Raw genomic sequence first — 22548 nt, 5'->3', positions numbered from 1 at the left:
ATGTGTTGATGGTTCATGATGAATTGTGTTTAGGCTTAGTTTGAATTGATTGAGGCGCTTGATGGCTTGACTGATTGTCGCATAAACGCGAGTGTCGCGTCGCTTGCTAGTTTTGCTTGGGTTTGCAACAACATATGACCACTGGTAAAGCGGATGAGCTGCGTTTGAGGGATGAGCTTTTGAATGGCGCGACCGTGATGGGCAGGAATCAGTCGATCAGATTGCGCTTGCAGGTAGAGCACAGGACAGGTGATGGCGGATAGCTTGTCAGTCACATTGACCTGCAGCACTTCACGACAACGATGTTGCATGACCTTCTCATCCACCAATTCTAAGCTTCGATAGAGGGCTTCTTGGTGTGATGGTTTTGCATGGCTATCGAACATCATCCAATTGATCAAAGCACGTGGGATATGCTGTGGAGCGAATAAGCGTGTTAAGCCAGAAAACGGAGCGAGTAAGGCTTGCGGATTTTTGTGAAAGGTCGCGCAGAGAATTAAGCCTTGTAGATGCTGTGGGTGCTCAATGGCAAAATCACCTGCGAGTTCGATCGCTAGTGGTCCTGAAAAGGATTCGCCTAGCAAGAAAAAATCACTATCTTGCGGAAGCCTTCTTTTAATCAAATCCTTCAGCTCCTGATAGCCAAGAATTCGATCAGGCGGATAATCGATAACGTGAACCTTCAGCGTGGGTTCGCTCTGCAATAAGTGACCCACATAATCCTGAAAGAGCCTACCCGTGCCATCCATGCCCGGTAGTAGAACGAGATCAGGAAGTCGGTTCCGCATACAACTGTGTCAGTCTAGCAGCGCAAACTCAGCCGCTTTACTGGCATGTAAGCCCGTCGTATCAAACAAAGGCACGCTGGCGTCTGCCGCACCGACTAAGAGTGAAATTTCAGTGCAGCCTAAGATGATGCCTTGCGCTCTTTGAGCGACTAGTTGTGCCATGATGCGTCGGTATTCTTGACGTGAAGCGTCTTCGACTTTGCCGAGGCAGAGCTCGTGGTAAATGATGCGATGGATGATGTCCATATCTTCGCTATTTGGAATCACGACTTCTAAGCTATGACGGCTGCGTAGGCGTTCTTTGTAAAAATCTTGTTCCATCGTAAAACGTGTGCCAAGCAAACCAATTGTTTGTATGCCTTGGCGTTTGATTTCTTCCGCAGTCGGGTCGGCGATATGGAAAATCGGCAGCTTCACTGCTTGTTCTATCGTTGGCGCGACTTTGTGCATGGTGTTAGTACAGATCACGATAAAGTCAGCGCCAGCGGCTTCAAGTGACTTCGCCGCTTGACTCAAGATCGCGGCTGCACCATCCCAATCGCCAGCGCGTTGTAGTTCCTCGATTTCATGAAAGTCGACACTGACCAGCACCAGCTTCGCTGAATGAAAACCACCGAGTTTTTGTTTAATCGTTTGATTGATGATGCGGTAATAGGGAATGGTCGATTCCCAACTCATGCCGCCTATGAGTCCTATGGTTTTCATGATCTGTCTATTTATCTTTGTGAGGAAGAGTCAATTTAGTGGTCTTTGTTTTGTCGTCGGCAAGATTTTGCACGACGGTAGCGCGCCATTCGGTTTTGGCATCCCAGCTTACCTCTTTGACTTTTTCTTCTGCGAGTTTTTTCAGTGTCGAGACTTGATTGAGCTTCGCGTCAAATAGCATCACGGCCTTATTGCCGACCGTTTGGAAAATCACAAAGCGCCCTTGTTCCGAAATGCTGTAAAAGGTGCATTGGCACACATAGCGTTTGCCGTAATACAGAAAATGATTGCGTCGATCGCTATGCCAACGACCGGGCACATTCACTTGTTGAGATTCTTGGAGCAAATAACCTTTGCCAATATCGCGATTGGTTTGGGTCAACATTTGCGCTGAGGCGGTCTGTGTCGAGAGGAGTGCAATAAAGCCAAAGCCGAAGCTAAAGCCTAAGCGCACCAGCGTATGTCGAAGGCGTACTTGGCGCGTCTGGCCGAGGCTTGAAACCAGGCCTGAATCTAAGCCTGAAACCAGACTCAAAAAAGAAATGTTATTGCGGACGTTCATAGCGATAAGAGAGAGATGACTCTCTTCATTATCGCAGAATTTCTGTGTTTAAATCGCCATATCTCGCAGCATCTTAGAAGATTCCGCGTTCGCCCCTATCACACGCTTAACAGGTATAGAATGTCGAATCCAAAGATCGTTTCTTTAGGCGCCGAGGAGTGGTTCTTCTGAATAAAATTCATGTTTGCTATCGAAGCGCAGCTATCGGGACTTCTTGTTAATACGAAGCTAGAAGGTCAGGCGACATTCACAATTTGCTTGTCAAAGTACCCGATAGCAGATACTGCGATTGTTTCTTTAATCCCGCCTATTTTAATGAGGGCAAAGTCTCAGCACACATACTCATCACGAGCTTAAGACCCTCAGACATTTGCGCTTCGTAGTCATCTGCGGGGGTGACCAAGTAGCGTGTCCCAACACTACTTCCACCGGCAAGCGACTTCAAGAAACCAATCGCGGCCTCGCTGGTACTCTCATTCATTTTCTCGACTTGTTTTGCAATCGGATTGTTCATAAAAATGCGACTGCGAATCGGCATGGGCCATACTCCCAACGGGGTGCCGAGGGCTAAATGGCTAGGGCTATTCGACGCTGAGTCAGCTTCGATCGATAGACCAACTTTGTGTTTTATTCCAGCGTCTGCGCCTGCCAGGGCGCGATCGACAAAACCCATTTCTTCCATTGAAGCGAAATTGACGACGAGCCTTACTTTTAACATGGCAGTACCACTACCAAATTTTTCTGCAAGGCGCATTTCGGCCGCTCCCTGCATGATGCCAAAAGTATCTGCTGTACCGCTAGCATGAACTGTAATTTCACCTGATTTGGAAAAGAATCCAGGTTCACTGCTGGTCAGTGATGGCGTATTGCGAATCTTGGCAGCGAAGTCGTTATCCTCGCTTAATTTTTCTGCGGTGATGATTTCATAACCACGTTCCCGCAGCTCATTTTCGAGTTGTGTTCGCATCAAATCAGTAATTCTTTGATATACCTCGATAGGTGGCACTTCAAGCTTGTACTGCACAGCTGCTCGGACCTCGTTTCCGCTACCGATATTTTTACGGGTCTGGGACAGGCTAGAGTCTGTGATGAATTGCACTTGAAATGCGCTGATACCAACCTTGGTAATTTTATCGCCACGTACTTTAAAGATGGGATCACTTTCCTTGATGGCCAACGCCATTGTTTTTTTCATGTCGCTATCACGTTCGATTACGATAGGCTTGTCCTTACCTTTCAACATATCTAGGATGCCAGCGTGCGCAGTTGCCCCTGTACTAATTAACAGAGCGCCGATAAGCGTAGCTTGTAGCCAATTTTTTTTCATATTGATTGCCATAATTTTCCTCATTCCTGATTGATTCACGGAGCCGAGACGGGATCAACTTTGTTGCTTTAATCGGCTTAAGTACTTACGCGAGAAAAGTGAAGAAAACAGCTCACAGTCGTGCAAATTTCTTGAATTGTTGTTCATTTGATTATGTTTCCATAAGTCGGTGCGGTAAGATTTGCTTGATATTTTTTTTAATACCGACGCGATGAATCATTCATGGACCGCTTTGAGCCCAGCGCAATGGGAATTGGCGAAACAAGTTTTCGAGCAAGTGCTTGCCTTACCCGAAGATGAGCGAATGCTGAAGATCAGAGAGCTCGCACTGGCGCCTGAGTTACAGACGCAGATCGAAAGTCTTTTGCGACATGCAATGGCCGATGCGACCGGCGCTTTTACGCAACAATTGCGGCAGGCGGCGCGGGTCGGAGAGTTCTTCCCTGCCTCCACCGTCACAACGAGCCTTAGCGGTACAAGGTTAGGAGCCTGGGAGCTAGAAGAGCAGATTGGTATTGGCGGTATGGGCGAAGTTTACAAAGCCCATCGGGTCGATGGTCGCTATGAAGGCTGGGCGGCAGTGAAAGTTTTGCGTACAGGTCGTGACGGCGACGATATCGTGCGACGTTTCGCAAGTGAACAACAAGCTTTGGCTCGCCTCAATCATCCCCATATCGCACGACTATTGGATGCAGGCTTGAGTTCGAATGGCGCGCCGTATTTTGTCATGGAGCTAGTCGACGGACTTAGTATTGATCGCGCTTGCCTACAATTAAGCTTACGCGAAAGATTAGCCTTGTTTTTGCAGTTGTTGCAGGCCGTTTCACATGCTCACGCACGCTTGCTAGTGCATCGAGATTTGAAGCCGAGCAACGTCATGGTCGATCGTGAACAGCAAGTGAAATTGTTAGACTTTGGCATCGCTAAAGCAATCGACCCTATGCAAGGCGACGAATCTCAAGCGACTATTCTGGAACAGAGAGTACTCACGCCAGCTTATTCAAGTCCAGAGCAAATTCGAGGGGAACCGGTCACAACTGCAACCGACATCTATTCATTGGGTGTTCTATTGTATGGCATATTGACTGGTCAAAAGCCCTATGGTCGCCAGGCCACGACGCCGGCAGAAGCAGCACATGCAGTTTTGCATGAGTTGCCAGAGGCGCCGAGTACGATCCCTGTAAAGCCTTCGGACGAAGTGGGTCTCGCGCTAGACGCAAGCATGCTGCAAGGTGACATCGACAACATCGTGCTCAAAGCTTTGCGGAAAGATCCAGAAGAACGGTACGCCAGTGTGGATGCGTTTGCCGCTGATATCCGAGCGTATTTAGAGGGATATCCCGTTAGCGCAAGACCTTTATCAACTTGGTACCTGCTATCTAAGTGGATTAGTCGTCATCGATTCGCCGCCACGATGAGCGCATTTGCTGTAGCACTCATCTTAGGTGCAAGTAGCTTTGCGCTACTGCAAGCGCATCGTGCACAAAAGGCTCAACTACAAGCACAAGAAAATCTTGAGCGTTTGAAAAGCGTGACACGTGGCGTGCTCTATCGTGTCGGAAATCAAATCGACAATTTGCCGGGCGGGATAGAAATCCGCGCGAAAATGATGCAGGATCTGATTGATGATCTTGAGAAATTAGCGAGCGCGCCAGACGCAGACCCTGCCATACAAGAAGATCTAGCCCATGCTTGGTCGCGCATGGCGGAGATGCAGGTCGATAATCAGAATCGATCTTTACAGCAAAATACTGCGGGGTTCGCGAGCGCAAAGCGGGCGATCTACTGGTTTGAACGCTGCGCTGGTTCGCAAAATCGTGTCGCCAGCTTTTCCGTCGCATGGGGAGAAGCGTGGCGCGCTGTCGCCAATGTCGCCCGCGGTCAAGGCAAGGTGGCAGACGCCTTAGAGGCGCAGCAACAGCGTCTCCACATTTTGGAAAAAGCAGATCAACGATTTCCTAAAGATGAAAATGTTTTGCATGCTCTGGCTTCGACCCACTTGAATCGAGCCCAGCTTCTCGGCAGTGATAGTAAGTCACGGCAACAAGCAGATGCAGAACTGCGCGCGGCGCAAGAAAAATTCACCGAACTCGTGCTCATCAACTCAAAAGAATCGCCAAGTTATCATCAACTGGGTGTTAGCTATGGGGCGGAGGCTTACCAAGCATCTGACGCTGGTGAATTTGAAAGGTCAGCTACAGCGAGCGCAAAAGCAGTGCAAGCGCTACAGCAGGCGACGCATTTGAAACCGCAAAACGTGGCGCATTGGGCAGCGCTCGCGAATGAGGCAAACTTAGCTTGCAACACCGCACTTGCTTTACGTAGAAAAGTTGATTTCTCGTATTGCGAAGTATCTTGGGCCGCTTATGATAAGTTAATCCAGATGGAACCCGATAATACGACCTGGCGTACGCGTCGGGCTGCCGGTGCGGTGTACACAGGGGTGGCGTTGAGTGAGTCAGGACAAACAGCGCAGGCCAGACAGCGTTTCCAAACGCTGATTCCAGAGTTTGCAGCGATCGCGAAATCAGATCGAGAGCTACGGCGCTTGGCGTGGTTAAGAGTGGAGTTCGCCAATTTGTTGACCGCACCAGCGAGTCATCGTCTCATCGAGCAAAGTAAGCCCTTGCTGGTGGCGACCGAGCCCGCGGCCAATGATCAAGCGGCGTGGTTGTTGCGCGCTCGATGGTTTGAAGTCGCTGCAAAGTTTGAACGAACAACATTAGCCAGTCAATACCGACATTTCGCTGAAGCAGCTTATCAGCAGGCACAGCAGATTCAGGCCTTGCCGCCACTTTATGCGCAGCGCTGGCAACAATTGAAAAACTAACTTAGTCGAGCACGCATCCATGCGCGCGCAAGGGTCCAGTCGCGTTTGATTGTGGCTAGCGAGATGTCGAGTGTTTCGGCGATTTCTTCGAGCTCCAGACCGCCAAAAAAACGCAACTCCACGATGCGCGCTGCGCGGGGATCGAGTTGCTCAAATTCGCACAATGCTTGATGTAAGTCGAGCACATCAAGTATTGAACCCTGTTCAGAGGGAATGAGTTCCGCAGCCGATAAAGTCACAAGTTCAGCCGCCCGTTTATCGGCCTGTTTGGCTAATGCATGATCGATCAATATGCGTCGCATCATGGTCGCGGCCATGGCTAGAAAATGACTGCGATTTTTCCACTCGGTTTGTTGTTGGGTAGAGAGCCGTAGGTAGGCTTCGTGAGTCAAGGCCGTCGCCGACAAAGTATGGTCTGGCGCTTCATGCCATAGACGACTTTGGGCTAGGCGTCGTAATTCTTGATATAAACGGATGAATAAGTTCGCGGTACTTTGTTCGAAAGAAAAGCCAGCCTGCTGCAGCCAGAGAGTGAGTTCTGCGGCTTGCGGTAGCCGTTCACTTTCATCGATATTGTCAGTGCCTAGTGGCGGCTGAGTGTCTGTTCTCATGGTTGTTTCAGAGTGGCAGGAAGTTGTTGATTGTACTGTCGCACCTCTACTTGCAGCAAGTGATGTGCAAGGATTTAAATCGCCATATCTCGCAGCATCTTTGACGATTCCCGATTCGCCACCAATACGCTGCCATCGCGCATTTGCAATTGTAGTTGCGATTGTTCATCGGTCTTCATCGATTCGACATAATCTAAATTGACGATGACTGAACGATGAATACGAACGAAGCGATTCGGATCGAGTCGTTCGGCTAATTCGGAAATACCGAGGCGCACCAGAAAAGTCTTACCGTCGACATACAGTGCGGTGTATTTCGCATCGGACTTGAGGTAAGCAATTTGTTGGATATTGACCGGAAAGATATGGCCTCGATCACGAACTAAAATGCGATCTAATTGACTGGGCAAACGCTGCGTCACTTGTTCCAAGGTTTGACCCAGCGTCGACAAATCGGATGAGCCTTGTTCTTCGAGCAAACGATCGACCGCAGCATCAAAACGTTCGCGTGAGAAGGGTTTGAGCAGATAATCGAGCGCATTTAATTCGAAAGCGGCGACCGCATAATTATCGTAAGCGGTAGTGAAAATAATCGCAGGTTGATATTCAAGGCGCTTGATCACCTCGAGTCCGGTCATCTCTGGCATTTGGATGTCCATGAAGATGACTTCGGGACGCAGTTGATTAATGCGCTCGAGAGCCGTTTTGCCATTGTCGGCTTCACCGATCAGGTGTAATTCTGGGCGTGCCATCACGGCGTCGCGCAGCGATTCGCGCGCAAGGGGTTCGTCTTCAGCAATAAAGGCGGTTTTGGTCGACATGAGTAAGTCCCTCGCTTATTGATAGGGAATATCTAAGTGCACGGCGAAGCCCCCGCCGGGTGCGGTCTCGATGGTGAAGCGAGCGCGTTCGCCATATTCTAATTGCAAGCGACGTTCTATGGTCCGTAGGCCCATGCCCTCACCGCCTTGGTTTTTGTTTACATTGGAGTTTGTGGTTGTGTTTGCAGTGACATCGCAGCCAGGGCCATCGTCTTGGACGCTGACGCGTAAGCAGTTTTCGGCATGGCGCATTTCCGCTTTGATCGTCAATAAACCAGGTTGGCTACGCGGATTAAACGCATGTTTGATGCTGTTCTCGACCAAAGGTTGCACGCTCAAAGCAGGGATGCTGATGGCAGTCGTGCTGGGATCTATCTGCCATTCCACTTGAAGGCGTTGACCTAGGCGCAGCGATTCGAGACTGAGATAGTCACGTACAAAATCCAATTCTTCATCGAGCGTGACGCGGTCTTGGCCACTTTTTTCGGTGCGCAAAATATAGCGCAACATATCTGAGAAGCGAAATAAAGCGGCTTCGGCAGCGACGGCGTCCTTGCGAACTAAAGCGATGATGGAATTAAGGGTATTGAACAAAAAATGCGGATTGAGTTTATTGCGCAAGGCATTGAGTTCGGTGCTGACCAATAATTTTTGCGCTTGTGTAAACGCGAGATCTTGAAGGCGACGCGATTCGCTACTGCGAAGACCGTGAAAGATCGAAGCGATCACGCCATACATCATCATGCTATATAGGAATGGCCAGATGTACCAGGCGATGGAACGTTGTGGAATAGTGCCGATCAAGAGGTAATACATTGCGATGCCGAAGAAGTGCCAAAAACAGGCAAAGGCAAAGGCACAAACAAAATGAATGGTCACCAATCGTGCAGTGCTGATTTGGGCATGATTCAATTTCGCGCTGAGCGGCCAGATCAAGGCTAGGATAAACGCAGTCGGTAAAGTGGTGAGTACCGTGCGCGTAGCCATCGCCCAATTGAAGTTACCTTGATTGAATTCGTCAAATTGGACGATGAAGCCAATCAATATCGAATAGACAATCCACGCCAAGGAATAAAACATCCACATGCGTTTGGTATTGAGTTCGTTGATGGGCATCACTATCGGCTCCGTTCTATTACTGTTGATCGTGATTGTGAGACAAAACCCGTAACAGGAGAAGAACTAGGGAACGAAGTGCTGCTTTTGGATACCGAAATGAGGGATTTTTGTGACTTGAGGAGCTTCTATTAGCGGATTTTCAATTCCATCGGAATAAACGCTAAGCCATGCTGTTCTTGACGCTCGGCCGTGTCAACAAAACCGAATTGGCGATACAAAGGATGGGCGAAGACCGAGGCGTTGACGGTTAAGCGCTCGGGGTCACTGGTTTGTATGGCATCGTCGAGGATGAATTGCCATAGTTGGCGGCCTAGACCTTGGCCATGAAACGCTGGTGCGACGAACCAATGATAGACATGGCTGAAACGATCGTTCAGACGTCGCAGCGCGACCACGCCTGCTAGGGAATGCTGATCCTGCGCATCTTTCGCTTCGGCCACAAAATAGCGAAAATCCTCGGATTGTAAGATCTTGCTCATGCCGTCGATACTGACTGTCTCTAAGAAGGGCTCGGCACCGCGACCATCAGCATGAATGGTGAAAAACGGCAATAAAGTGCGCACCAAATGGCTAATGTTTTTGGCATCTTGTAATGTGGCGCGACGGATCGTGAACATGCTTAACTCGGCGAACGTGAACGGGAAGCTGATAAGGCATCGAGACAAGCGATCGCATCATCGGCGCGATGCAGTGGCACAAAGATGTGGTCATGAAAGGCCGCTGCCACCACGTTGCAGCTAATACCCTGCGCACTGAGCGCCGTCGAGAAGGCGGTTGTGAGGCCGCAAGCCTCGAGATCGGAATGAACGGTGAGGCTAATCCAGGCGCAACGGAATATCATCGCCAAGCCGGCCTGCTGTGCCACCTCTTCAGCCACGATCAAACTGATGCCTTCGCGTTCGCGGAACAATGCAAGGTAAGGCAGTGCGCTCACATCGGTCTCATGCGGCACACTGACATAGGCATACACGCCGGGCTCACGGGTCGCATTCATCGTGCGTAGTAGTTCGTCGAGATTGGAAATGGCTTGGCTCATGTTTGTTTTACTGCCAATTTAGCGCAATCTCTTTTTCAGCCATAGTTGGAAACAGAGGGCGACGAGAGCGCCTTGAATGAGCCAAGTTCGGGTTGTGATCGTGTCCAGAAAACTGGTTTGACTCCACACCAATGACATCCATAAGTAACACGAAATCTTGATGGCTAAGGCAACAAAGACCCATCGAGAGGGCCGTATCAGAAAAACGCCAATAGCGAAAACGGCAATCGCTGAAATGAGCCAAAAATAAGGATTCAATGCTGGTGAAATAAGGCTTCGGTCTAAGAATAGAGCCCAATTGGTGACGAGCCTAATTAGTTGCGAGGAACCGTCGAAAAGGCACCACGCGATCGCCAGCCAACGTAACACCAATAGAAAAGGGAATCCCACTCGAAGTGTTTCTTTCACCGTCGGTGCTGCGGGTTGGGAGACCTGATCCAACCTTGCTTCGGGGCTTTGATAGGGGGTGATGTGCGTGCTCATCGTTATCTCGGCAAGCGTCTAATCTGTTTCTAACTTCTGGAATGGAAACAGCTGCTGCTTCACAAAGCCATCAGGCATGTAGTCACCTTGTACGCCGTATTTTTCTGGGAAACCAGATTGACCACGCACCGCAGTCCCAAACAAATAATCGAGGAAGGCGAAGTGCGCAGCGTAGTTTTTGTCGATGGCAGCATCGTCGGAGGAATGGTGCCAATGATGGAAGTCGGGCGTGACGATAATGTATTTCAACGGTCCCCAATTCAAATGCACGTTGGCATGATTGAATACTGCTTGGAAACCCACCACGATGATGTAGACATCCATGACTTGCTTGCTAAAGCCCATCACGAATAAGGCACCCAAGACCAACACACGCGTTGCCACGAGTTCCATCAAATGTTGACGTGAACCAGCCAGCCAATCCATCACCTTGGTCGAGTGATGTACGGCATGGAAGCGCCACAGGAAAGGGATCTCGTGGTAAGCACGATGGGCCCAGTATTGGGTGAGGTCGGCCACCAAAATACAGAGCAAAAGTTGCGGGATGAACCAAATATTTTGCACGGTGTTTTGGATGGTATCGCTGGCCAGCCAACCAAAAAGGCGATGGATCAAGAAGTTGACGGTCAACAAAATCAAACCGACGATAAAGTGATTCACAGCGAAATGAATCAAATCAGTTTGCCACTCAAAGCGGAACAGTGTTTGTCCTTTGTAGAGTGGGAAAAGTTTTTCGATCGCGACGAAAATCAGCGTTGAACCGAGTAGATCAAGAATAAACCAATCTAAACCAATGTAAGGCGTATGGTCTGGAAAATCCTGCACCGGCACATGTGAACCACCAGCGAACCAACAGCCCGCGATCAATACGGCAGCGACGGCGTGAATGCCACGATGGCGACCCAGAATCAAATTCACTAAACTCAAAGTGCCTGCAATGACCATAGCGGTGAACAAGATATGACGAATGGTGTCGACGGAATATACCTTACGCAATTCGGGGGTAGTCAGATACTGTGGATAGTGGAAGGCCAAGACGCCTAATGCACATAAGATTGCCAGCGATAGGGACACCACCGCACTGAACAGTGCGAACGATGATAAAGATCCAGTTTGCTTCAACAAACTAGCAGTATCGGAAACAGCGGCCTGTGCGGCGCTTGGGGTGATTGCTTTGGCAATGCGGAGAGATTTACGGAATTTCTTTTCGGTTGCAGACATATAGAGCTCCAGTGAAGCTCGAAGTATATCCTCATTGTAAGAAAAACCACAAATGATCAAAGCCTTCTAAAAAACCTTGATCGACGTAAAGAGGCCGTTAGTTTTCTACACAAAAGGGGATAGTGGAATTGCGGCAGATTAATGAATTACATACTATAGCAATCAGCGGTCTTTATATTTGCCAGTGGTCCAATTGAGTGCGAACACGCGAAGGAGCAGTGATGCGAGGTCAGGCGAGAAATCGTTTCATCCTTTTAACCACGTTGATATATGCGGCGTGTTCATTGGCGTGGATATTCTTCTCAGATCGTCTTCTTGGCTTGTTCTTCGACCTCGAGTCTATGGTGATGATATCGACGCTGAAAGGGTTCTTTTTTGTCGCGATTACGGCCGCATTATTTTATTTTGCCTTACATTCAGTTCCCGATCATGAGTCACTCGGCAGTGGCGCCTTACTGTCAACACTGGGCGATGGCGCAAAGCGTCTGCATCAGTCGACTTGGCTGATTTATGTCTTGGGTGTGGTTATGTCTTTAACGACACTGGCCTTACACCAAAATTTCATTGTCAGTTCCTATGGCAAGCCCATGTTGATTGTCTTCGTTTTTCCCGTGGTCTTGAGCGCGATGCTCGGTGGCATGTGGCCAGCCTTGCTAGCATGTTTTGGATCTTTGCTTGGCGTCTTCTTTCTGATGCGATTGAAAGGGAGTGGTTTGGATCTCACCAACCCCTATGATCTCGTGCAAGTGATTTCTTTTCTGATGATCTGTGGCACGGCAATACTACTTAGTGAACTTTTGCGGCGGTCGATGGCAAAAGATGAACTACAGCGACGCCTACTTGACTCGGTGGTATCGGGTACTTCTGATGCTATTTTCGTCAAAGATGAAAAAGGGCGATATGTTCTTGCTAATCAGGCTGCTTGTAATTATGTTGGACGGACCGAAAAGGAAATCTTGCGCCGCACAGATTTTGAGCTATTTCCCCGCGAATCGGCTCAACTTCTTGCGGAACGTGATCGCGAGGTTATAGTCCGTGGCGGCACGAGTACTCATGAAGAAGCTTTGCGAATGGCAGATGGAAAGAATCTTATTTTTTCCGTGACGAAAGGAGTCCTCCTTGATGAAAATGGGCGCGCTTGTGGTTTGTTCGGGATCTCTCGTGACGTCACACTCACTAAACAAACCATTGATCTTTTGCAACGTAGCGAAGAAAAATTGAAGGAAGCGCAGCAAATTGCAACATTAGGTAATTGGGAATGGGATCTTCACACAAATACACAGAGTTGGTCTGAGCAAACTTTCCATATTTTCGGTTTGGATCCAACGACTACGGCCCTAGATTTTGATAAGTTGGAACCGTCATTTACTCCTGAGGCTTGGCTTAATTTGAAAGCTGCAGTAGATCGTTGTTTGCAAGATGGAACCCCTTATGTTTGTGACGCACAACTGCGTCAACTAAACGGAAGCTTGCACTGGGTGATGGTGCGTGGGCAAGCATTGATGGATAAAAACGGCGAAGTCATCAAGCTATACGGAACTATCCAAGACATCAGCGACCGCAAATTGATTGAATTGCGCCTGAAAGAAAATGAAGAGCGATTGCAACTCGCTATCGATGCAACTTGTGATGCGATTTGGGACTGGGATCTGCGTACGAACAAGGTGTATCGTAGCCCAAATTATTTTCTAATCACCGACACACGAATCGAAGACCACACCGAAGATTTTGAGTTTTTTGCACGAGTTATTTTTGAAGAAGACCTCGCTGCGGCAATGTATGTGGTGAATCAGCATAAGGCCGGCAAGACGGCCAGTATCGAATTTGAATTCCGTTTAGCATCGAGCATGGGCGAAGGTGGAGAGAATCCACGTTGGCTGCTCGCCAAAGGACGCACCGTCGCCCGCGATGAGCAAGGTAAGCCCCTGCGTATGGTGGGAACTTTGTCGGATATCACAGAACGCCGCCGCATTACCGAAGACCTCAAAGTCGTACTAGAAGAAGCCGGCGATGCGATTTGGATTACAAGTAAAGACAGAGAGTTTATCTATGCGAATCCGTCCGCACTGCGTTTGCTTGGATACGATCTTTCCGAGCTTGTTAAACTTCAAATTATGGAAGTGATCGCCGAGGAGGCGAGACCTCTTCTGGCCGAACATCTTGCACGACTCAGCCAAGAAAAATACATTCGTCGGAATTGGCCGATGCGGCACAAAGACGGTAGAACCATCCAAGTTGCGTTGAGCACCGAACGCCTCGCGGATGGACGTTACATGGCCTTCGGGCGCGATCTGACAGAAGAACAATTGGCACAGGCAGCCATTCGTGAACGCGAACAGAGATTGGCGCGTGTTTTGGAGGGCGCAGACGAAGGCTACTGGGATTGGAATCTCAAGACCAACGCCTTCGATGTCAGCCCGCGCTGGGAAACCATGCTCGGATATCAACCGGGTGAGATGAATGTGACGCCTGCGATGTGGCCGGAACTTATACATCCTGAGGACTATCCCAAGGCCATGGAGTCGATTCGCCAACACATGGCGGGTGAAATTGTGCAACATGAATTTGAGATGCGCTGTCGCACCAAGGGCGGAGATTGGCGTTGGATAATGACGCGTGGTGGCATCGTCGAACGTGATTGTGATGGCAATCCTCTCATGATGTCCGGAACGCATTCGGATATTACAGAACGAAAGTTATTGGAGCTTGCACAAAAAGATGCATTGACGGTTTTTTCGAGTAGCTACGAAGGAATTATGGTGGTGAATTGCGAGGGCAAGATCACGAAAGTGAATCCGGCCTTCTCGCGTATTACGGGTTTTAGTGCGAGTGAAGTGGTCGGAATGTCACCCAAAGTACTGTCTTCTGGGCGACATGATGCCGCCTTTTATGCGCATTTATGGAATGAGGTTAATCTCAAAGATTTTTGGCGAGGTGAAATTTGGAATCGTCGCAAAAACGGTGAGGTTTATGCCGAATTGCTGTCAATTTCTTCGGTACGCGACGAAACCGGCAAAGTCTTGCATTTTATAGGCGTGTTTTCAGATATCAGCCAAATTAAAGCGCACGAGGCAGAACTCGATCGGATTGCACACTATGACATTTTGACCGGTGCCCCCAATCGACGTTTGCTGGGAGATCGCCTAGGTCAGGCGATAAAACGCGCAATCCGAAGCGAAACTTCTTTGGCTGTCTGTTTCCTTGATTTGGACGGATTCAAGATCATCAATGACCAGTATGGACACCAAGTTGGTGATCAATTATTGGTGGGCGTCACACGACATTTACGCGAAGTTCTAAGGGGAAATGATACTTTGGCGCGCTTAGGCGGAGATGAATTTGTCGTGCTTCTATCGGATATTGGCAGTTCGGTTGAATGCGTCCAAGTTCTTGAAAGAATCCTGTTGGCAGTTAGTCGACCCGTTGAAATAGACCAACTCCATTTGCATACTACGGCCAGTATCGGCGTTAGCCTCTTCCCTGACGATAATGTTGATGCGGATAGTCTATTGCGTCATGCGGATCAAGCGATGTATATGGCAAAGAATAGCGGTAAGAATCGCTATCATTTGTTTGATCTAGAAAGTGATCGTCGCGCGCAAATCCACCGTAACTTCCTCGAAGCCTTAAGACAAGCTTTAGTACGAAATGAGTTTGTTTTGTTCTATCAACCGAAGGTTGATTTCTCCGACGGGCGCATCATCGGCGCTGAGGCACTGATACGTTGGAATCATCCAGAGCGAGGCATTTTGGCACCCGGCGAGTTTTTGTCGCACGTCCACGGTAGCAATCTTGAAAAAGAGTTAGGCGAGTGGGTCATTGAAACGGCCTTGAGTCAGGGTGAGGAATGGCATCGTCAGGCTTTAGACATGCGTATCAGTGTGAATGTCAGCGCGGACCACATTTTGCATCAAGATTTTCACAGTTTTTTGAAGGGCGCACTTTCTCGCCATCCCGACATACATGCGACACACTTTGAATTGGAAGTGTTGGAAACGGCGGCAATTGCCGATATCGATCAAGCGGTGGGGGTTCTGCAGCGCTGTCATGAGCTTGGTGTCAAGTTTGCTTTAGACGATTTTGGTACGGGATATTCTTCGCTGACCTATCTCAGGAAATTGCCGATTGACACTTTAAAAATTGATCAATGTTTCGTGAGAAATATGCTGATTGATCAAGAGGATTTAGGCATCGTTGAGGGGGTTATTCGTCTCGCCAACGCCTTCAATCGTGAGGTCATTGCAGAAGGTGTGGAAACCCTCGATCATGGCCGAAAATTGATACAGCTCGGATGCTCTCATGCACAAGGTTACGGCATAGCGCGTCCGATGCCTGCAGCTCAGTTTTTTGATTGGACGCAGCGATGGAAGCGTGAGGAAGCTTGGCTGCAACTGCGTTAAGTTGGGCGCTTGATTCAGTGCAAGCCTGACTTTGATTGTTGCTGTTACTGTGACCAATAGAGTGACAGTAATCGGTTGAGTGAACAAGAACTAAAAAAGGTTTTACTAAGGCCAAGATCCTCAAAATCGAGTAGCATATCGCTTCTTAACTTATCCCGTAGATCCAAGAAAGAGGAAAGCCCATGGTCTTCATGCAAGAAGAAAAAGAATCGAATAAAGATGTTGCGAGCCCGTTTCTCGAAGAAAAGGCTTTTAAATCGCGTACCGTTTTGGTGTTTGGCACGATTCATGACAAGCTGGCGGCCGAAGTCAGCAAGCGTTTGATCGCTTTGTCGGCAGAATCCAATGATCCGATTACCTTGTTGGTGTCCTCACCTGGCGGTCATGTGGAATCCGGTGACGTGATTCATGACATGATCCGCTTCATCAATGCGCCAGTGCGCGTGGTCGGCACGGGCTGGGTTGGCAGCGCTGCGGTAAATGTGTTCTTGGCGGTGCCGAAAGAACGCCGTGTGTGTTTGCCGAATACACGTTTCTTGATCCACCAACCAAGCGGTGGTGCCGGTGGTCAAGCGACCGATATCGCCATTCAAGCACGTGAAATCGTCAAGATTCGCGAACGCATTGCAGCCTTGATCGCCAAAGAAGCCGGTCAGCCTTTGGAAAAAGTCAAAGCGGATATCGAACGTGATTACTGGATGACGGCGACCGAAGCGCAAGAATATGGCTTGGTATCGCGTATCGTGGTTCAGCAAAATGAACTCGATGCATAAACTTGGTTTGATGTAGTGCTCCGTACTGCGTACATCGATAAAAAAGCGAGGTGTGACCTCGCTTTTTTATTGGCCACGACTGTGCGAAAGCGCTCATATCTCGTGCTGATACGCACATCTAGGTTATTTCAGAGGGTAGTTTTTCTCTCGATCTCTTTGCGGTAAGTGACTGATTTTTATCAAGTTATTTTGATTTTTAATATCTGGCACAGTAGCTGGCATAGCCCTTGCAATGGTGAGAGCAAGGCCTCCTTGTTTTGTCGTTTGACGAGCAAGAAAAGGTGAAATCGAAATCCAACTCAGTCCATCATTCAAACTAAGAGGAGCACATCATGTCACACATTCGCACATTTTTCGCAGGTTGCACGACCATGGCCGCAGCTCTCGGTGCAGTCGTGTTGTTGACAGGCGCTAAAGACGGCCCCAGCCATGCGCAGTTTGATGAGATCACCGTCGGTCGCATCAATATCGTGGAGCCGAATGGCACTAAGCGCTTGATCATTTCAAATCGCGCACAATTCCCTGGCGCTTTTGAACAAGGTAAGGAAATCCCACGTCCTGATCGTCGTAGCTTCGCCGGTATGATTTTTTTAGATGAAGAAGGAAATGAAAATGGCGGCTTTATCCAGAAGGGCAGTCGTAGCGCCGATGGCAAGATCAATGCGGGGCTGTCTTTGACTTTTGATCGCTATCGTCAGGATCAGGCCCTGCAGCTGAAGCATATCAATAACGAAAAATCGAGTATGGCGGGTGTGATCATTAATGATGTGCCTTTCTATGAAAACTCTTCGAACGATGCCTACGAACAGTATTGGAAAACGGCCAATGCCATCGCCGATGTGAAGGAGCGTGAAGCTTATTGGAATGGCTTGATTGAGCAAGGCAAACTCTCGCAAAGTCGCTTGTATCTGGGTACTAATGGAAAACGCGACTCTGCCTTAATTTTGAATGACGCCAAAGGCCGTCCTCGTTTGCGTATCGCTGTCAGTGCCAGTGGTGAGCCTGTGATCGAAATGCTTGATGAAAATGGCAAGTCGGTGAAGACGATCGGGCTTGATAAATAAGCACCTCATTAAGTACCCACTAAGTACCCACTAAGTACCCACTAAGTACATCAATAAGTACATCAATAAGCTATGCCCAGCCCATTCTATTTTCTAAAGTGGAATTCGCTGGGCATTTGCCCTCTATTCGCGCCTTCGAAACAGGACTCCTCAGATTAAGCTTAGCAACATCAAAACAATCGTGTTTTTTGCTTTCGGGAACTTGATGTCTGTCGCTTTGTCGCCCACCATTTCGAATTCGCTCAATCAAGGCTTGTCAGCATATCAGCTGAGCAAGGCGCGAGGTGAGAACAGCACGCCTGCTCCCGACGCGCGAGCCTTGCTACGGGCTGAACAAGAAGCGCAGGGTATTGTGTCCGACATCAATACCGAACTCGCGGCCAGCCCCACCACCATGACACGAGAAGAAGTGCTTGAACTACAAAGAAGTTGGGGCTTGATTACCGGTTATTTAGGGACGCAGGTCGACGTGTTCGTGTGATATTTTCCACTAAGCTTAGTCCCGAGATGTAAATTCTAGATGAAGACTTTGACCTGGTTCGGTGGTTTGCCATAAAGCGCTCAAGCGCAGCAGCTCTTGTCTGACTTGTTCGACATCAGCGACTTGCAATGGCAAAGCTGGGCACTGACGCGCTGCACAGGTAACTTGATAGAGATCGAGCATATCCTCCGCAGCCGTGCTCCAACCAGCCCAGCCATCTGCTTGAAAAACCTCCACCAAACGTTCGACACCATTGCTTTCAGCCTCTCCCTGCATCTGAAATACCGCAGCTTCACCGGCTGCAACGCGGCCAATGAAGCCACGCTTTTGCAGAATATGCTCGACTCCGTAATGCACCATGTCGTGAGGAATGATGCCCTGTTTAGGGCATTCAATTTCGCCACGCAGTTCACCCGCGTTCCAAATCGCCAGATGATCGTATTTTCCGTCTTTTCTTTTGGTAAAAATTAATTCCATGATGCACCTCATTTGCGCACTTCTTCAGGTGCTAGCACTATACGACGTGCGCTAGCGGTGCGAAAGATCAAAGCGACCAATTGAGAAGCGCGAGCAATGGATTGAGGAAAGATGGACTTTATCTTCGATCCATTCGTGAAGCGTCCGTACCTCACAAAATATTTCAGAGCTGGCCCTGACGTCGTTGTGGCTCACTCAGGTGTAAGAACTTGGTGTAGAGATCGCGTGGCGGCGCTACCTGCAAGCCTTTCAAGATTTGTCCAACGTTACCACGATGATAGCCACCATGGGTAATAATGTGCATCAGCATTTCGGCGCGCGTCATGCAACCGGTGTCGCCATCGGTGAATTGGAATGGGACGGCAATCGCTAAAGTCTCGTCACTTTGTTGTTCGATAAAGGATTGATACCACGTATCGCATCGTTGAACGGCCTCATGGAGTTCTGACAGTGTTGGGGTTTCCTTGGTATTGGTGTTGCTATAGCCGTGCGCTTCACCACTCAAGTGTGCCTGAAAAATGCGATCGACCACGTAAATGTGATTCAACAAACGCATGGCGCTGTGCAGCAGTTGTTGACGCTCCGGCGTGTCGGCCTGCGCCGTTTCCATCAAACTTAATAACTCTTGGTTGGCCCATGCTTTGGTGGCGAACAGTGAGGCGAACAGTGAGGCGAGCAGTGAGACGCATGTAGTGTGGCTATCCATGATGATTCCTTGAAAAACAGATGACAGGTGAATCTTAAGTTTCTTTCGCTTCATTCGCATTTCTAGATCGATTTTGAGTGATCATCCAGCGCGCATAAATGAGGTTCGGCACCCAGCACAACCAGGCGATTGCTGGGTAAGCTAATTCGAAAGGGATACCGGCGACCATGCTTAAAGGGAGATACAGACGTAAGCTAATCGCAGCGCAGGTCAGCGCGTAATTCCCTATCATCCATTCTTGATGGGCCTTGATATCGCCACGACGAATCGCGCGGTAGGCGCTGACCCCAGAGAATAACCACAGTAACGCCAGCACACCGAATCCCAGTTGCGAGACCAAGCCACCATACGCGTGGAAGGCCATCAAGAGACCTGCTAGCCCACCCGGTATGACACCAAATGCGAGATAGATCCGCCCCAACCAGCGATGCCATTGAATGTGGCGAACACGTAGCGTCTTTGAGAACTGCAAGACTCCAACTGCAAGGGCGATTGATGAGGCAAAGATATGGGTGTAGACGATAGTCGCATGGGCTTCAAAATTGGCGCGCATATCGGGATGTACGACTTTGCCGATAGGCATCAAGCCATACACCAGCACGGCATAGGCTGCGATAGCGAGGGCGAGTAAGATCAGAATGTAGTAGGGGTAGGGGCGCCGCATACTTTTTCATTGTAAATTTGGAAAGCATTCAGTATGCCACAAGCCGCGCCCTCACTCACCAATTTTGCCGAAGGTTTTAGAAAAGGTAGTTGAGTTTGACCGAAAGGCTCTTGCCAGTGCGCAGATCTAAATCGGCACTCGGTCGGGTTTCAAAGAAGCCTGAACTATTGACGAACGAACTCAAGCCTTCACGTCGATCCACGTAGTTCACAAACATACTAGTGCCAGGGCTCAGGACGTAGCGTAACTGCAAGCTGCTGTTGAGCGTTTTGTTTGATTTCAATGTGCTCATGAGCGGATTGCTTTGAAGCTCGTGGTAATCGAAGATGGCGTTGATTCCTAATTGATTGTTGAACTGATAGTTGATGCTGGTACGCGCCAATTTATCGCGGTAGATTCGAGTCGCCTCATTTTCTAACCTGGTTAGAAAAAAGGTTTCTTCAAAGCTCCAGTGACGGCCGGGTGTCCAAAGAAACTTGGCTTGCACATTGCTTGCTTGGCCTCGTAGATATTGGGTCGAAGTAAAGCTGTAATTAGGGGCTTGTTTCTTGCCAAAGGAAAGTGTGGTGCTGAGTTGTGGCCAAGTTTTGGAGTTCCAGCCTGCTAGCCAACCTTGGGTCAGCACATCCTCTGATCCTAAGCGTTCTACTTGGCGTACCAGTTGCATTGTGAAAGTATTTGCGGCTTTTGCTTTGGCGGTGTAGAGCACTTCCGTGCGGCGGTCTAAAAACTGCTGCTGTTGATTGGTGGTGTTGGTCAAATTGAATTTGATGTTTTGCGACAAGAAGCTTGAATGCTCTGTACCGTATTGGGTATAGGCGAGGCTTTGCTCGCTCTGTTGAATGCCGCGACGTGGAAGAAAACCTAAGGGCGCTTCAAAATCAGATTCTATGCTTTGCAACTTGCCCAAATACTTCCATTGACTATCTGCGTAGAGTAGATCCACATAAGCCAAATTCGCCTGCACGTGTTGACGCGAAGTGGCGGTAGAGGGTGTCGTTTGATCTGGCTGTCGGAGGTGACTACTACTCTGTGCAAATTGCCCATTTAAGCGCCAGTGCTCGCCAAAAGGGAGGTGCAAATCCAAACCGTGGATTTGATTTTTCGCGTTTGCGCTCGACTTGTTTATCGATAAAAAGCCGACATTGCCTGTCCCCAAAATATCCTTTTGGCCGCGCACGATGGCGATCTCTTGTTTTTGCTGTGGCAGACCTTCTTGGTCATCAATCAAGAGAGCGCCGAAGGCATAGTCGGCGTGTCGACCGGTGGCGCGCAATCCGAACTGAGGTTGTGCGATTCGACGCGAGAAGAAGAGCGGGATAGGGGTACGGAAAAATCCTCCGTTTTCGATAAAGAAGGGACGACGTTCGGTGATCAAGGTTTCGAATCGCTTGTCGACGGTGACCTGAGGTTCATCACTCTCCACATCGGAAAAATCTGGTTTGACGGTCATATCGAAACTGATCGCATTATTCCAGACGTACTTGGCATCGAACCCCATCTGTGTTTGGTGACGATCAATAAAGGCGCGCCGCGCCTGTCCCTGTGCGAGCTGTGGATCGAGCACACTACTGCTGCTGGTAAGGAGGTAAGGTATCCATTGAAACTGATTGTTGCTCGCCAATTGATGCTTGATGACGACCGGGGCGAATTGGTCAACGATGGAAGGTTTTTTGCGAGAGATATGAGGCCAGGTCGCAAACTCACTGACCTCAGTGCTATAGCGTGCCAGAGAAATTCCCCAGCGCTGTTGTTCGCCGTTGGCGAAGCGTAGACTTTTAAAGGGAATGGCAAACTTCACGATATAGCCGGTATCGCTGACTTCACCTTCACTGTGCCATTGTGTATCGAAGTCGAAATCCTCATCCTTGCCTTCGATAAAGAGAGAATCCGCTTGTACTCCAAGTGGATTCGCATAAAAAACAAAAGCGCGTTGTTGATCGTTAAACGTATCGATCTGCAACATCACGTAATCTTCACCACCAGTACTCTCACGTTTTGTGTGCCGTGCTATCAAATAGTTTGGATTGGCAGTGGCCACAAAAATAGCATAGAGATTGCGATCATCGTATGAGAGATAAGCTTTGGTGGCATAGGTCGGCTTAGCGCCGTCGCGCGGCGAGGTGACGGTAAATTCGTTGACCTCCAAGCCGGCCTTGTGCGTTGTCTCGGCCGTGTTCCGATAATCGGCGATGGTGGGCGCTCGGTCGACACGCGGGATGGTCTGTTGTGCCTCCAGCCTGGTATTGAATCCCGCTAGTAACAGGCAGGTCAGCGTGATAGTTCGAAGTATTGTCCTAGATCGTAAAGAAAGAAAAACCATGGTCTGCTCCCGTGAAATTGGGAGCCGATTATGCGTGGCGGTGACTAGGCGTCGAAGCGCTGTGTGATTAACTAATATCTCGGTGTGATGAATCGAATTTATTATTTCGCCTTATTCTATATACTGTGTTTGTGAAAAAAGCTGATCAGTGAGTTGA

Annotated in this window: 19 protein-coding genes; 5 read left to right on the top strand and 14 right to left on the bottom strand. The window is 49.0% G+C overall.

All coding sequences use genetic code 11. The annotated features are described in order from the left end of the window. Positions 1-35 precede the first annotated feature (35 nt). The 4 genes from RF679_RS18330 to RF679_RS18315 all read right to left on the bottom strand — a co-directional run bounded on the left by RF679_RS18330 (position 36) and on the right by RF679_RS18315 (position 3394). Entirely contained in the window at positions 36-788 is a 753-nt protein-coding gene (locus RF679_RS18330; RefSeq protein ID WP_309482065.1) for an alpha/beta fold hydrolase, read from the bottom strand. A 9-nt stretch (positions 789-797) separates the two neighbouring features. Further along, positions 798-1493 (bottom strand): aspartate/glutamate racemase family protein, encoded by a 696-nt coding sequence (locus RF679_RS18325; RefSeq protein ID WP_309482064.1) that lies wholly within the window; start codon positions 1491-1493, stop codon positions 798-800. 7 nt (positions 1494-1500) lie between these two features. After that, a complete protein-coding gene (locus RF679_RS18320; RefSeq protein ID WP_309482063.1) occupies positions 1501-2028 on the bottom strand; it encodes a hypothetical protein in 528 nt (175 codons plus the stop codon). 334 nt (positions 2029-2362) lie between these two features. Beyond that, the gene (locus tag RF679_RS18315) at positions 2363-3394 is read right to left on the bottom strand and encodes a hypothetical protein (RefSeq protein WP_309482062.1); all 1032 of its coding nucleotides are present in this window, start codon (positions 3392-3394) and stop codon (positions 2363-2365) included. A gap of 199 nt (positions 3395-3593) precedes the next feature. On the opposite strand from RF679_RS18315, the gene RF679_RS18310 reads away from it, so the two are divergent. Beyond that, the gene (locus tag RF679_RS18310; RefSeq protein ID WP_309482061.1) at positions 3594-6212 is read left to right on the top strand and encodes a serine/threonine protein kinase; all 2619 of its coding nucleotides are present in this window, start codon (positions 3594-3596) and stop codon (positions 6210-6212) included. Here RF679_RS18310 and RF679_RS18305 read toward each other — a convergent pair. The 6 genes from RF679_RS18305 to RF679_RS18280 form a co-directional block, all read right to left on the bottom strand. Continuing rightward, positions 6209-6823 (bottom strand): ECF-type sigma factor, encoded by a 615-nt coding sequence (locus tag RF679_RS18305; protein ID WP_309482060.1) that lies wholly within the window; start codon positions 6821-6823, stop codon positions 6209-6211. The two genes, RF679_RS18310 and RF679_RS18305, sit on opposite strands and share 4 nt — an antisense overlap. Before the next feature lie 74 nt (positions 6824-6897). Beyond that, a complete protein-coding gene (locus RF679_RS18300) occupies positions 6898-7644 on the bottom strand; it encodes a LytR/AlgR family response regulator transcription factor (RefSeq protein WP_309482059.1) in 747 nt (248 codons plus the stop codon). Between the two features lie 15 nt (positions 7645-7659). Beyond that, positions 7660-8760: a sensor histidine kinase gene (locus tag RF679_RS18295; protein WP_309484050.1), complete on the bottom strand. Its 1101-nt coding sequence runs from the start codon at positions 8758-8760 to the stop codon at positions 7660-7662. 131 nt (positions 8761-8891) lie between these two features. Beyond that, positions 8892-9380 (bottom strand): GNAT family N-acetyltransferase, encoded by a 489-nt coding sequence (locus RF679_RS18290; RefSeq protein ID WP_309482058.1) that lies wholly within the window; start codon positions 9378-9380, stop codon positions 8892-8894. Positions 9381-9382: 2 nt separating this feature from the next. Next, positions 9383-9799: an ACT domain-containing protein gene (locus RF679_RS18285; RefSeq protein ID WP_309482057.1), complete on the bottom strand. Its 417-nt coding sequence runs from the start codon at positions 9797-9799 to the stop codon at positions 9383-9385. Between the two features lie 501 nt (positions 9800-10300). Further along, positions 10301-11503, bottom strand: a complete 1203-nt coding sequence (locus RF679_RS18280) for a sterol desaturase family protein (RefSeq protein WP_309482056.1) — start codon at positions 11501-11503, stop codon at positions 10301-10303. A 341-nt stretch (positions 11504-11844) separates the two neighbouring features. Here RF679_RS18280 and RF679_RS18275 point away from each other — a divergent pair, with 341 nt between their 5' ends. The 4 genes from RF679_RS18275 to RF679_RS18260 all read left to right on the top strand — a co-directional run bounded on the left by RF679_RS18275 (position 11845) and on the right by RF679_RS18260 (position 18221). Further along, positions 11845-15903 (top strand): PAS domain S-box protein, encoded by a 4059-nt coding sequence (locus RF679_RS18275; protein ID WP_309482055.1) that lies wholly within the window; start codon positions 11845-11847, stop codon positions 15901-15903. 191 nt (positions 15904-16094) lie between these two features. Next, complete coding sequence (locus tag RF679_RS18270) at positions 16095-16676, top strand: ATP-dependent Clp protease proteolytic subunit (RefSeq protein WP_309484049.1); 582 nt, start codon at positions 16095-16097, stop codon at positions 16674-16676. A gap of 332 nt (positions 16677-17008) precedes the next feature. After that, on the top strand, positions 17009-17740 hold the full coding sequence (locus RF679_RS18265) for a hypothetical protein (protein ID WP_309482054.1): 732 nt from the start codon (positions 17009-17011) through the stop codon (positions 17738-17740). Positions 17741-17945: 205 nt separating this feature from the next. Further along, positions 17946-18221 (top strand): hypothetical protein, encoded by a 276-nt coding sequence (locus tag RF679_RS18260; protein ID WP_309482053.1) that lies wholly within the window; start codon positions 17946-17948, stop codon positions 18219-18221. 15 nt (positions 18222-18236) lie between these two features. Here the strand turns inward: RF679_RS18260 and RF679_RS18255 are convergent, their stop codons facing one another. The 4 genes from RF679_RS18255 to RF679_RS18240 all read right to left on the bottom strand — a co-directional run bounded on the left by RF679_RS18255 (position 18237) and on the right by RF679_RS18240 (position 22391). After that, on the bottom strand, positions 18237-18698 hold the full coding sequence (locus RF679_RS18255) for a hypothetical protein (RefSeq protein WP_309482052.1): 462 nt from the start codon (positions 18696-18698) through the stop codon (positions 18237-18239). A gap of 163 nt (positions 18699-18861) precedes the next feature. Further along, the gene (locus RF679_RS18250) at positions 18862-19404 is read right to left on the bottom strand and encodes a DinB family protein (RefSeq protein ID WP_309482051.1); all 543 of its coding nucleotides are present in this window, start codon (positions 19402-19404) and stop codon (positions 18862-18864) included. A gap of 34 nt (positions 19405-19438) precedes the next feature. Continuing rightward, complete coding sequence (locus tag RF679_RS18245) at positions 19439-20068, bottom strand: DUF2306 domain-containing protein (protein ID WP_309482050.1); 630 nt, start codon at positions 20066-20068, stop codon at positions 19439-19441. 76 nt (positions 20069-20144) lie between these two features. Beyond that, positions 20145-22391, bottom strand: coding sequence for a carbohydrate binding family 9 domain-containing protein (locus RF679_RS18240; protein WP_309482049.1), 2247 nt, complete (start codon positions 22389-22391; stop codon positions 20145-20147). Between the last annotated feature and the right edge of the window lie 157 nt (positions 22392-22548).

This window comes from Undibacterium cyanobacteriorum, from assembly GCF_031326225.1.
Taxonomy (GTDB): domain Bacteria; phylum Pseudomonadota; class Gammaproteobacteria; order Burkholderiales; family Burkholderiaceae_D; genus Undibacterium; species Undibacterium cyanobacteriorum.
The sequence above is the reverse complement of the archived record's forward strand: the minus strand, read 5'-3'. Positions and strand labels throughout refer to the sequence as shown.